Source organism: Photobacterium rosenbergii (assembly GCF_003026455.1).
GTDB lineage: Bacteria > Pseudomonadota > Gammaproteobacteria > Enterobacterales > Vibrionaceae > Photobacterium > Photobacterium rosenbergii.
The window spans coordinates 42,186-55,089 of record NZ_PYMB01000003.1 but is presented as its reverse complement, the minus strand read 5'-3'; the positions used below and the strand labels follow the sequence as shown (position 1 = coordinate 55,089).

Below are 12,904 nucleotides of genomic sequence, written 5' to 3'. Positions count from 1 at the left end.
GATTGCCTGAAACTTGCTCTCCCAACGGCTTTGCAAATATCAAATACCTAATTTACCTAAATTCAAATAGCTCTCTGTGAAAGGCTTTTGAAGGTAGCTTTGCTTTGGCAAAATCTCTTTCGAGTCGCTTGCCAAGCTCGGATGGACCGCAGAACCAAACACTGCATTGATTGATATCTTGGACATTGCTGATAATTTCTTCACTAGCAAAGCGGCTTTGTGAAGTAGTATCCCTTACATGCAAGTCAACACCGGCCTCTATCGCTCTTTGCTTTAGCTCTGCTAACAAAGCACTCTCCTTCTCACGGAAACTGTAATACAGGCTCACTGTCTTATTTTTTCCGACAGCTTCTATCGCGGTAAGAAATGGTGCGATACCAATACCTGCAGCAAACCAGATATGCTGTTTTGCCTCATCGTCGAAATTGAAGCAGCCGTAAGGACCTTCAACCTGTGCAGCCTGCCCCACCTTCAGGCTATTGATCAGCGCGTTGGTGTAATCACCATTCGCTTTGATAAGTAGGCGAACGGTGCCGTCACGATGACAGGCAGAGGCAAGGCTAAATGGGTGTGCTCGCTCTTTATCACCAAACCCAATAAAGGCAAACTGTCCTGGCTTAAACTGAAATTCCCTCGAGTTTTGTGGGTCGACTTTAAGCACCACTTCCACACCATTGTTCATGGGTGTGAAACGCTCTACTTTTGCAGGATAGCGCTTCTGTTTTCCATTAAAGCCTAAGATAGTCAGTAAGCTGCCAACAGTTGCAAGTGTGCTGGTCATAAGTAGTACCAAGCCAGGGAAAGTCAGCCACAGGCTAGCATCGAAAAACATCACCATATGCAACACCAGCAGCAAATATAGGTAAGGGAATAGCTTATGTGAAAATTGAAATACATTGTGTTTGAATTTCTTTATCCAGGCTATCAGGACAAAGGCTGCGGTAAAATAGAAGCCATATTCGCCGATGAGCTGTGCAGGGTCCCCTAGCGCTTCTACCAATGTCCAGAACGGAAAGGTTTCGTCTTTAAGAGTAACAAAACCCAGATCCATGGCAAAATCATCACTCAAAAAGCTGGCCCAGTGAAACAGAGCCGAAAATGCAGCTGAAATTCCAAGGTACTTATGTAGCCGGTACTGCTGGTCGAGACCGCCCAACCATTTCTCTATTGGCCACCTCACTACTGGCCAATGCTTAACAGAGAGAATGATACACAGCGACATCAAAATCATAGATACCATCCCACTGTAGGTAACGAAATAAGTACGTACCTGCCAAAACAACGACCACTCAGGCGTCGCTTCTCCGATATTGAAGATACTGACTGGAAGCAGCAAAGCCACAAACACAACGCCAAAGCAGAACAACAAATTTCTATTCATGGGATTCTTCCAAACAAAAGCTCATTTGCACTACAAGCCAGAGTAACAACACAAATGTGAAAAAGTCGTTGAGTCACTATGCTCGAAAGGCAAAGCAAGAAGCTGGCATTTTCATCGCTGAGATTGAAGTTATGGCAGGTAGTAAGTTTTGTGGGCTAAGATTTTCTTGTTAACTGAAGGTCATGGAGTGGAGAATGAAAAACTTGATTGTGCATAGTGCTTTGTTTGGGAACTCTCCGGCGACCTTTCACATGAAGGCGTTGAAGGCGACGTGGATAAGTGATCCCAATGCGAGCTCTGATGGCTTAGCTGCTTATGATGTATCGATTCCTTGCTGATTTGGTCGTCATATTCCACCTACTGTTTATCATATTCGCTTTACTCGGAGGATTGCTGGTACTTTGGCGGAACTATATGTTGCTTCTCCATATACCAGCGGCATTGTGGGTTGCCGTGATTAGCTTCAAGGGCTGGATATGCCCTCTCACACCCTTGGAAAACCAATTGCGCCAAGCCGCAGGTGGTGAAGGTTACCCAGGAGGGTTTGTCGAACACTACCTTATTCCGGTGATTTACCCGCCAGCCCTTAGTTTTGATGTCCAAGTCGTTTTAGGTTTTGCTGCTTTGACAGTCAACATCGTAATTTATGCGTTCGTCTATTATTGGTATAGACACAGGCAAGGCAGGACGCATGAATGAAAAGTCTTTTAGTTATCATAGTGGTAGGTTACGCCCTCTTCTTCCTGACTTTTTGTTCCCTACAACGTCATTTCCTCTACTACCCACAGCCTGCCAGTAATTTCTATGGTGAAATGAACATCAATTTTACTGTAGATGGTGAAAAGCTATCCGGCTGGGTCGTCAATGAAGGACAACCTAAGGCATTAATCTACTATGGCGGGAACGCAGAAAACATCGAAGCCAACATCCCTTTCTTCAAAGCGTTTATCCCTAACTATACCGTCTACCTGATCCCATACCGTGGGTATGGCAACAATCCTGGGACGCCGACTGAGGCTAACTTATATAACGATGCAGTGCAGATTTTTGAGGCGATACAAAACCAGCATCAATCTGTCTCGTTAATGGGCCGTAGCCTTGGTTCAGGTATAGCTAGCTATGTGGCAGCCAACCGGCAAGTGGACAAGCTTATTTTGGTAACGCCTTTCGATAGCATTGAAAATGTTGCCAAGGACATTTATTGGATGTTCCCCGTTTCCTGGTTTATCAAAGACAGATACCAATCATCGGAAAGAGCCAAAGAAATTACCGCCCAAACCTATATTTTCATTGCTGGAAGGGATCAGGTAATTTCCCGCTCGCGAACCGATCAGCTAATTGCCGAATTTGACGAGCAACTGCAAGAAGTCATCATTATCGATAATGCTGGCCACAATACTATCTCACAATATCCGGAATATACGTCAGGGCTGAAGCGTGCATTAGACTAGTCGACCTAACGCTGAACTAAACTTTGACCACTTTAAACAACAACTGCCTCAGCCAGCGATGACTGGTTTCAGTCGTCCGGCTGGGGTGCCAAATTGCGCAAAGGTCGTAAATATTCTCACCAAACGGCAAAGGTAATGCCTTGATGTCATAAAGCTCCGAAAAAGACTCAATGGTTGATTTTGGCAAGATACCTATCATGTCTGAACCGGCAATTATCGGCAACATTTCAACAGCACCTGGAGCCCTTACGATAATATTTCGCTGATCAAGTTCTGGGATATCTTCGGCATTCAATAAGCTACGACGGGCATGCCAGCGGGCAACCACTACGTGATCTTCCGCTAAAAACTGATCAATAGTAATCGAGTCGATTATACGGGGGTGATGCTTACAGCACACGACACTAAGTTCTTCAGAATAAAGTACTTGGGATTTCAGTAAGCTTCGACCACGAGGCGGTAAATCAATGACTAAATCATAACGCTGTAAGCGTAAATCCGACTCCATGTCTTCAGTAAATAGCGGATGGATTTCGAATGCGATATTCGGCGCCTCTAAACGCACTTGCTCTATCAGTGCAGGTACAATGCTGTAACTGGCTACTGAAACGCAGGCGATCGAAAAGATCCGTTTTGATGTTTTGGGATCAAACTCCCGCGAAGCCGAAAGCGTCGAACTAAAGTTCTTAAATGAAGCGGCTAAAGCAGGGTAAATATCGCTGGCAAACGCCGTCGGTTCCACCCCACTGGCGTTGCGATGAAATAAAGGATCATCATAAATTTCACGCAGGCGCTTTAGTCCTTTACTCACCGCAGGTTGGCTAACATCCATCCTCACAGCCGCTTTGGAAAGGCTTTGCTCTTCATACACGGCTACAAAAATAGGAATCAGGTTTAAATCAGTGCTTTTCATCTTTCGCTATATTTTATCGTCATTCTTATACTATTTATCATAGGCATTATTTTTCAATAAGTTAAAGTAAACTAGCCTTCCTTGTGACCCTTATCTAACTTAGGTAGCGCTTTAGGTAGCCTTAACCCATTACGAGCGCCCTTCTTTCCGCTGATCATCTGCCACATCTTATGGAAGACGTAAGCTTTTTCTGCACCGGTTTGTACTTGAAGACTGGTTTTCAACCAAGCTTTATCACTATCAGCTTTGCCCATCTCCAAATGATCGGTTGAGACACGTAAGTATCGGTACAACTGTGCCCTTGCCTTCGACCACTCACCTTTTCTAACCTCCAGCCAAAACAAAAGCCAAGGCGGGGTTGGATGTGTCCGGAAATAACGCCGAGCGCCAAGCAACACAATGAGAACAATAACCAGGGTCGATAATAAAGATACCAGCCAATGAAAATTGGCCTTCACAAAAGAGGCCGGTGTATGACGAGCATGAAAGCTCTTACCCTCAACGGTGACGGTTTCTAATTTATTGGTTTTCGCATTCCACCATTGGAACTGGTGCTCTGGTAACTTGAAATCACCGCCTTGCTGTATTACGTAGACCGTTTCTTCCATGCGGCTCGATTGGTAGTCGCCCCGTGTTTGCGTATCATTCAATCGATGAGGTTGCGGATAGGCTTGGAAGTACGGCGATGAATCGCTTTTCAACAGGTTCGGCAGCAACACTGAAAGGCTATCTTGAGCATTGACAGTGACTTTGCGTGTTATGGCATCACCTACTTTCAGCTCATCGCTTGATTGTGACCACTCTTGCTTTACATCAACGTGGGTCGCAGTAAACCAAGGTGTATCATCACTGAGCAAACCAGACGGTAAACTCACGTTAAAGTTCATCGGTTGGGTATACAAATTGCCAGAGACGTTAGAGCCATCCGGTGCTGACACCTGCACATTAACTGCCAAAGAAGGCACCGTAAACGTTCCTGATTTAACGGGGTACAAGGTGATTTCCCACCGTTGGCGCGACCAGGTTTGCCCGCCTTTTCGCTCGGTATAATTAGTTGCCAGCTGGTTGCGCTGCTTAGCAATCACATTGGGGATTTCTACCGATTCAATCCGGGTGCCTCCGGTAAACCAGCGTGGGGTGGCGACTTCCACATATAGGATGATTTGTTCATTCACACTAAAGCTTGGTAGTGTCTTTGACTGCTCTGATTCTTCCCTGCTATCGCCCTGTTCATTCACATCGCTCAACCATGCTTGTATTTCAACATCGTTGCTTTTCTCAAGTCGATCAATAGTGACAGCGTAACTTTGAAAACTCAACAGCGATATAACGACTGCTAGCCATACTGGCAGTGAAGAAGTTAACCCCGTTCTCATTGCTGTACCTCACCGGTAAAATCGCTTTTATTTGATTCATTGAGTTGGATCTGAAACTTAGCTCGCAGGAAATACTTAGGATCGGCTTCTACCCGCCTTAACCACTTATCTGCCAGTTCGTCACTACCCAAAATTTCGTTGGCATTCAATGAGTCTTTGATCATGAGTTCTGCTGCGGTTTTTTCATCGGCCCCATCAGCCGTCCTAGGTTTGTCATCACTCAATTCGAAGGACTCTTCCGGCCCGTCAGTCGTTCCAGCCTGACTTTCACTGGTGCGGTTGATCTCCTCGACAATGCCACTGATCACCTTTAGGTTATTTTCAACATCCGGTCGTAAGGTTGGAGCAAGGGATGCCTTATCAGCTAAAGACTGCAATAAGTCCCTGGCCGCAAGATACTCCCGCTGCCTCGCTAACGCACTCGCCGCGTTATACAAGCCAAAGTCATTGTTCATTTGTAAAAATGCACGGTGGGCCTGCTTGTATTCACTGGCATAGTAGTAAGCTGTCCCTTTCCTTAGCGGGTCAACAAAATGCTTCGCGGCCTCTAGGTATTCCCCTTTATTGAATAGTCGCTGGCCTTGCTGATCTGGGGTTAACCACAAATCCCACCACCATTGGGTTGTTCTATCCCAGGCTGTCACCTCTGCAATAGGCTCAGTGGTTTGCGCTTTTGACACAACGATAGTTTCAGCTTTAACAACAGGCGTAATAAACAGGCTTCCACTCAACGTCATCACCAAGCACCATTGCACCAACCAACCTTTGCGGAACCAAAGTAACATTACCAGCGCAATAGGTAACAACAGTTGATAACCCATGTCCTGCCATGGCATTGACGATTCACCGTTGAGCTGCATATTACGCTCAACAGAGCGATTAAGTTGCTCTATATCGCTACTATCGACAGTGACTTCAATGAATCGGCCGTTAGTATCGCTAGCAAGTTGCTTTAGTGAATCAAAATCTGCTGGTGCATCACTGACGACATCTCGGTTACCTGCACCCAATATCATTAGTTGATAAGGCTTATCCGCAAAATAGTCTTTAAAAGCTGTAGCAGTATTTGGGGTTACACCATCAGATACCATCAAGACTGTTGAACCGGGCCGACCTTGCAGTAACTGGTCGATAAGCGGCAGAGCCTGTTCGGCGAACTTACCCTCGACAGGCATGATTTCAGGGGATATGGCCGCTAATATCGGTTCAAACACCTTGGTATCTTGGGTCATTGGCATAGCTACGTGAGCGGTTCCTGCATACACCACCAAACCTGTGCTACCACCTTGACGAAGGGCTAATAAGTCACGCACTTTATGCTTCGCCCGCTCTAACCTGCTTGGGGGTAAGTCTTTCTCTAACATAGATTCGCTGCTATCAAGTAACACCAACATAGAGGCCTTATCCTCACCAAAAGGTGAAGCTTGGCGCTGCCAAGTCGGCCCGGCACAAATCACTATCGCAATCGCGATAATTGCCATCAGTAACTTAAGCGGCAGTTGTTTACTCCAACCTTTTTCCCCTATGGTCAACACATTTCGCAGGTGATCAGGCAGCACATCTTTCCAAGAAGGCTGGTTATCTTCCTGCCACCGCAGCCACAATAAAAACCCCATAGGAACAAAAGCCAACAACCACATTGGTCTAATGAAATGAAATTGCGATATCACCTGTTGCAGATTCAAACTATCAAACATGGTTTCCCTCCGAGCCAGCTTCTTTTGACTCTGCTCCAGAGTTCCAATGCTTACGACTGTTCCTTCGTCGATTGAGTGTTGCCAACGAGAATGCAACCAAGTACATCACAACAACAACCGCAATCAGATAATGGTGAATACTTTGCTTAGGGCGGTACGTTGAACTTTCATAGAGTTGAGGCTCAAGCTTGCCAATCTCTTCATAAGCGGCAGACAGTGCCTGACGATCAAGAGCAACAAAAGCCTGCCCGCCAGATTCTTGGGCAACACGGTTGATAGTGTCCATATCGAGCGCCGTTTCACCAACTGTTTGAGGGTCACCCATTGCAATCATATGGATCCGCACACCTTTTGCCTTGGCAACCTTTGCGGCTTCAATCGGCTCCACAAAACTATCGGTATCATTACCATCGGTAAGCACGATGGCGACTTTCTCCCTATCTTCGTCACCTTTTTCCTGATGGCTTTGATCAAACACTTTAATTGCTAATCCCATCGCATCGCCTAAATGGGTACTCTGACCTGCCATGGCGACTTCAGTTTGGTTCAGCAACGCCAGCCACACATCCTGATCGGCGGTAAACGGTGTTTGCAAAAATGCTGCGTCGCCAAACAAAATCAAACCCAGACGATCACCCTCTCGGGTTTTGACAAAATCTGCCAGTACCTCTTTTACGGCATCGAGACGAGAGACTTTTTGACCTGATGCTGAGGTAAAATCTTGCTCCGCCATTGATCCTGAAAGATCCACCAGCACCATGACATCTCGACCAAAGCTCTCCCTTACTTGGGGAGAACCCAAAATAGTTGGTTTGGCTAACGCAGTAATAATCAGTACCCAGGAAATCACTAAGGTCATACGCTGCCACCAAGATGGCATTAACTGATTAGCTCCTGTTGAAGGGGTTTCACCCAACGCCTCTATCAACTGGCTGAAAAAAGGCACTTTAATCGCGCTCTGCTTGGTGCGATAAGCTGGAACAAAATAGACAACCAACAGTGGTAGTGGTAAAGCCAAAAACCACCAAGGATGAATGAACTCTAAATCGATCAGAGAAAAGTTAACCATGACGCCCTTCTCCCTTCGAAATGCGAAGCTTTTTCTGGTTTTGGTGTACCATCATCCAATTCAATACTTTCTGTTGTAAGCTTGCTCGCTCGTCAGTATTCAATACCGTTGCTGGATCAACCAAAGACTGTGTCCATTTCTGACCGAGCACGCCATCAAATGTATCTTTACCATCCCCCAAACAGTCAATCTGACGCAGTAATGAAGCTCCAAATAACTTGCCATTGGCAGGGTCTAAATACACCAGCACAATTTTCACAATCGAATACAAGCTATCTTCAAAACTCTGATCATTAAGGTTGAGGTTATTTATCGCAGCGATTGCCTCAGTGCGATAACGGTTCTGCCACCAAGTTTGAAGCCGGCGATAAACGAGGAAGACTGCCAGAATCAACAAACCAAGGGTGAGAATTTTCCAGCCAATTGTCTGAGGCATCCAACTGACACTATCAGGGACGGTGACATCATGGAGATCACGCAGTATGTACGTGCTCGGCGGCGAATGTTCAATGCTCATGGTTATTGTCTCCCAACAAGCCGCTGGAACTGACTAATGTGGGAACCAGACGTATCCAACTCAATAAATGGAAGGCTTTTCAATGCCATCAACCGAGTAAGTGACTGGCGAGTAAGCAAGCTTTGCTCAGCTAAACTGGCACTGGCACTGGCAATTTTCTCCTGTGAGTCCAGCGTCAGCTGATATTGCCCGTCCCCGACCACCCAATTGGATTTGGCGAGGTCATCCGGTAAGGTCTGCTCGAGAGGATCATTGACCATCACCGCCAATACATCATTGTGCATTTGGAATTGTTTGAGCAGATCAAGGTGCTGCTCTTCGCAGTCTCGCCAATCGGTAATAAATACCAAGGTCGACTGGGATAAATTCATCCGTTTGAGTTGCTCAAGCCACAGCGAAAAACTCACCTTGTCACTATTGGAAGAATCAACATTGAGTTGCTGGTTGGCCTTGGCTAGTAGCTTTAGCTGCGCCATAAACGCATGCTGGGAACGTTGAGATTTGCTGTGGTAGATCTTGTCAGTTGAAGCGATAACAACACCAACGCGATCGCCATCTTTGAGCACTCGCCAACCACACATGGCAGCAATTTCTGCGGCAATAACCGATTTCATCACCTGAGTTGACGAGAAAAACATCTGACTGCGCTGGTCGACGCAGATAATGACATTGCGATCTTTTTCTTCGGTATAACTGCGAACATGAGGCTTGCCCGTTCGTAGCGTCACCTTCCAGTCCAGATTACGAATATCATCGCCAAGTTGATAATGACGCAATTCTTCAAAATTCAGCCCACGCCCCCGAAACAAAGAATTATGACGGCCCGACAAAACGCTACCGGCTTTAAGGTGCGGTAATAGGCTAAACGTATTTATCTGGGACTGAAGACGCACCAAACGGGAGTAATCACAATAAATACGACCATCAAGACCAGCAGGTTGAGGGGCAATATTTGGCTTTGCCATAGTGCCCCCTACTATCCGATTTCTACATGATCTAGCAGTTCTTCAACAATTCTTAAGTGGCTGATCCCATCAGCTAACGCATCGTAGCTAAGCGTGAAACGATGCCCGAGTACCATTGGTGCCATAGCACGAACATCATCCGGCAACACATGATCCCGACCTTGTAGCCAAGCATATGCCCGGGCACATTTATCCAAGGCAATAGAGGCCCGAGGACTTGAGCCAACTTCAATCCACGTTGACAGGCTAGAATCAGGATAACGTTCTGGCTTTCGGGTCGCCATCACCAAAGCAACAATGTACCGTTCAACCAAATCAGAGACCGTCACATTCGGTAGTTGACGACGAGCATCAAGGACAAGTTCTGTTTCAATATACGTCTGTGTCTGGCCTTCGGTGCGAGATTCACCGGCACCCAGCTCTTCACCTCGCACTAAACGAATGATATCTAGCTCGGCGTCATCCTCAGGGTATTCAACCGTTACCTTCATCATAAAACGGTCCATCTGCGCTTCCGGTAACGGGTAGGTCCCCTCTTGCTCTACCGGGTTCTGTGTCGCCAATACCATGAACAACTCTGGTAAATGATGGGTTGTATCGCCAACAGTGATCGTCCCTTCTGCCATAGCTTCTAGCAATGCCGCCTGCACTTTAGCTGGCGCCCGGTTAACTTCATCGGCAAGGACAATGCTGTTGAATATTGGGCCCGGTTGGAAGTGAAGCTGCGGTTTACCATCGAGATCTTGATAGATCTCAGTGCCGGTCACATCCGAAGGCAGTAGATCAGGGGTAAATTGGATTCGACCAAATTCTGTGTTGAGAAGAGTTGCTAGAGACTTCACCGAGCGGGTTTTCGCTGTTCCAGGTAAGCCCTCTAACAAAATATGACCATTGGCCAGCAAGCCTATCACCAGCGCTTCAACGACATGGCGCTGGCCGATAACACTTTTTTCAGTTTGCTCAATCAGCTGATTCATTGCCTGCTGTGCTTGGTTCATAGATTCCCTCACCTACTTAGGTTTTAGTATTTTATGACCTTTATCGTACCCATAAGCCCGATAACTATTAGTTATATTAGCCATTACAGCCGCAGGACTTTTCATGGTTTGAATTTACTATCAGCCCCTAATCAGAGCTTTCAACTGGCTGACTATTTCAGGTGGTACCATCTTGCCAAGTTGCTGGGTACAACCTTCAAATGCCTCAGCCACTTCTCCTGTTTGGTAATTTCGAGCCAAGACCTCACACTGGGCGTAAAGGTGCTGTGGGTTACCACTGAGTTCAAAGGCTGTATTGATAGCCTTGCTTGCTGCCAGTACATCGGTTTTTTCCAACGCTAAACCGTAGACATACCAGTAATGGGAATTACCCTCTGCCATTTCAGCTGCCGTTTTCAACAAAGACTTGGCTTGTTGCATCTCGCCAGCACGCAAATAGGCCAACCCTGCGCTGTAGGGTAGCGTGCTGTCATTTGGCTGAGCTTTCATACCCTGCTGCAACACTTCTAAGGCTAAGCCTTCTTCATTTTGGCTACGATACAAGTCAGCCAGATTGACATAACTGTTGGCAAAATATGGCTCAATCCCTATTGCCCCTTGATACCAAGAGACAGCTTCGTCAACGTCCCCCATTGCACGATAAACATTACCTAGGTTCGTTCTGCCAAACCCTCTATCTGCATTGAACTGTTGAATTTCAATATATTCTTGCAATGGCTTGTTCAGGCTGTCTTTTTGTAGAAGATTCATCTGAGGCCAGTGCACAACCAGAGTTGCCGCTGTTTCTGTTCGTACCGACAATACCGGGTCAGTCAGCAATGGAGATAATATCTGCCAGCGCTCCGGCCAACCGTAACCGGCGGAGCCTTCAATTGCCCCCAATCGTATTAACTCGCTGTCATGTTTAACCGCTCTTGCCAGCGCCACCAAGGTGTTCTGTCCGGTATTTCCTGCCATACGTAACACTGCAGAGGCACGGATAATGTCACTTAAGCTCGAATCTTGCGCTGTGTATGAGAGTGCATCGGGTGCGGCTTTATGACCAATACTGTCGGCATAGAATGCAACACCAAAGTGCTGTTGGTTGCGGTACGTTGAGTTCGGAAAATGCTTGGCAAGCGTTTTGTCAGCCCATTGATCTGTTTTCTCTTCATGGCACCCAGTACACACATTAGGGGTGTTGATGTGCTTGCTGATATCCGGCCGTGGGATATGCCAGCTATGGTCCCGTCTTGGATCAATTTGCATATAGGTGGTTTCGGGCATGTGGCAGGTAGTACATTTAGCCGCTTCCGTCCCTTCCGAGTGAAGCGTATGTTTACTGGAAGTGTATTCCGGTGATACATGGCACTGACTACAAACCGTCTCTTCAGGGATCTTCAGTTTTGCTGAATGAGGATCATGGCAATTGGTACAGGTTACCCCTTTCTCAGCCATACGGGATTGTAGAAATGAGCCGTATACATAGTCCTCGTCGTAAATTTGGCCATCATGATAATAAAGATCCGGAGTGATCAAGCTGAGTCGGTATTTATCGAGGAAGGAGCCTTTGACATGATCCGCTGTCTCGTTAAGTTGGGTACGGCGACTATGGCATTGCGCACAGGTTTGTATTTGATCAGTCGGAACGATGGAAGCAGGTTGTAGCGTTTTGTGCCCTTCTTTTGCAACCCACTGTTTAACCGACACAGTAAGGTCACGCTCAAAACCCATCAGTTCGGCGGAATGTGATGCAGGCACAGCACCATCATGCTCTGTGACATAATCGATGTGCCCACTGGCAGGCCCGTGGCAAGCTTCACAGCCTACATTGATTTCTGACCATGTCGTTTGGTAAGTATCCGCCTTGGTATCGTAGTTTTTCTTTAGGTTGGTTGAGTGGCAATCGGCGCACATAAAGTTCCAATTCTGCCCAGTGTTGGTCCAATAAAATTCATCAACCGGTGTCGCGTCGGGATATAAGTGAAACCAACGTTGCCCACCTTTTTCTGGCGGACGAGAATCCCACGCAAAGGGAATTAACTGAATACGACCATCAGGAAACTCGACCATATATTGCTGTAGGGGATAAACGCCAAAGGTGTAACTAATTTTGAAGTCAGAGAATTGCTGATCTGCACCCGCTATATTGACCCAATACTCATCACCCTTTTTGAAAAAACGATTGGATTTACCCTTGTGTTCGAGTTTTTGATCGGAAAAGTTAGCCATTACTGACTCAGGCGTCGCATGCTTCATCGCCATTTCATGATGGGAACCCTGCCAGGCTTTAGTTTGCTCGGCGTGGCATTCAGCACAGGCTTCACTACCGACATAATCCAAGGTTTTTGAAGCCACACTCCAAGATAAAAGGCCTGATAATAAACTCGGAATAAAAATGAAAGCCAGTTTGCCAACAGCACAAATGCGTAAGCTAATTTTGAAAAGCCAATCCAAACGAACAAATCGCGCCATAACCATCCTTGAACAGTGGTATCCCTGCAATAAAGATAGTTTATAAAACGACAAAGGGCTCCGAAGAGCCCTAGATAATCATA

The 12,904-nt window shown here is 46.5% G+C and carries 11 protein-coding genes; 2 read left to right on the top strand and 9 right to left on the bottom strand.

Annotated elements, in window-relative coordinates; all coding sequences use genetic code 11:
- Nucleotides 1-52: 52 nt before the first annotated feature.
- On the bottom strand, nt 53-1,381 hold the full coding sequence (locus tag C9J01_RS10005; protein ID WP_237156934.1) for a ferredoxin reductase family protein: 1,329 nt from the start codon (nt 1,379-1,381) through the stop codon (nt 53-55).
- Between the two features lie 315 nt (nt 1,382-1,696).
- On the opposite strand from C9J01_RS10005, the gene C9J01_RS10000 reads away from it, so the two are divergent.
- Both C9J01_RS10000 and C9J01_RS09995 read left to right on the top strand, forming a co-directional pair.
- Nucleotides 1,697-2,080 (top strand): DUF2784 domain-containing protein, encoded by a 384-nt coding sequence (locus tag C9J01_RS10000; RefSeq protein ID WP_107298008.1) that lies wholly within the window; start codon nt 1,697-1,699, stop codon nt 2,078-2,080.
- Nucleotides 2,077-2,832 (top strand): alpha/beta hydrolase, encoded by a 756-nt coding sequence (locus tag C9J01_RS09995; protein WP_107298007.1) that lies wholly within the window; start codon nt 2,077-2,079, stop codon nt 2,830-2,832. Before C9J01_RS10000 ends, C9J01_RS09995 begins: the two co-directional genes overlap by 4 nt.
- Nucleotides 2,833-2,848: 16 nt before the next feature.
- On the opposite strand, the gene C9J01_RS09990 is transcribed toward C9J01_RS09995, so the two are convergent.
- The 8 genes from C9J01_RS09990 to C9J01_RS09955 form a co-directional block, all read right to left on the bottom strand.
- The gene (locus tag C9J01_RS09990; RefSeq protein ID WP_107298006.1) at nt 2,849-3,745 is read right to left on the bottom strand and encodes a LysR family transcriptional regulator; all 897 of its coding nucleotides are present in this window, start codon (nt 3,743-3,745) and stop codon (nt 2,849-2,851) included.
- Nucleotides 3,746-3,816: 71 nt separating this feature from the next.
- Nucleotides 3,817-5,121 (bottom strand): BatD family protein, encoded by a 1,305-nt coding sequence (locus tag C9J01_RS09985; protein ID WP_107298005.1) that lies wholly within the window; start codon nt 5,119-5,121, stop codon nt 3,817-3,819.
- The gene (locus C9J01_RS09980) at nt 5,118-6,818 is read right to left on the bottom strand and encodes a vWA domain-containing protein (protein WP_107298004.1); all 1,701 of its coding nucleotides are present in this window, start codon (nt 6,816-6,818) and stop codon (nt 5,118-5,120) included. Before C9J01_RS09980 ends, C9J01_RS09985 begins: the two co-directional genes overlap by 4 nt.
- A complete protein-coding gene (locus C9J01_RS09975; RefSeq protein ID WP_107298003.1) occupies nt 6,811-7,887 on the bottom strand; it encodes a vWA domain-containing protein in 1,077 nt (358 codons plus the stop codon). The genes C9J01_RS09980 and C9J01_RS09975 overlap by 8 nt, the downstream gene beginning before the upstream one ends.
- Nucleotides 7,880-8,404, bottom strand: a complete 525-nt coding sequence (locus tag C9J01_RS09970) for a DUF4381 domain-containing protein (protein WP_107298002.1) — start codon at nt 8,402-8,404, stop codon at nt 7,880-7,882. The genes C9J01_RS09975 and C9J01_RS09970 overlap by 8 nt, the downstream gene beginning before the upstream one ends.
- A 2-nt stretch (nt 8,405-8,406) precedes the next feature.
- Nucleotides 8,407-9,369 carry a DUF58 domain-containing protein gene (locus C9J01_RS09965; protein WP_107298001.1) on the bottom strand — a complete coding sequence of 321 codons (963 nt, stop codon included), beginning with the start codon at nt 9,367-9,369 and terminating at the stop codon, nt 8,407-8,409.
- Nucleotides 9,370-9,380: 11 nt separating this feature from the next.
- The gene (locus C9J01_RS09960) at nt 9,381-10,367 is read right to left on the bottom strand and encodes an AAA family ATPase (protein WP_107298000.1); all 987 of its coding nucleotides are present in this window, start codon (nt 10,365-10,367) and stop codon (nt 9,381-9,383) included.
- A gap of 120 nt (nt 10,368-10,487) precedes the next feature.
- Nucleotides 10,488-12,875, bottom strand: a complete 2,388-nt coding sequence (locus C9J01_RS09955; RefSeq protein ID WP_419686642.1) for a multiheme c-type cytochrome — start codon at nt 12,873-12,875, stop codon at nt 10,488-10,490.
- Nucleotides 12,876-12,904: the final 29 nt, after the last annotated feature.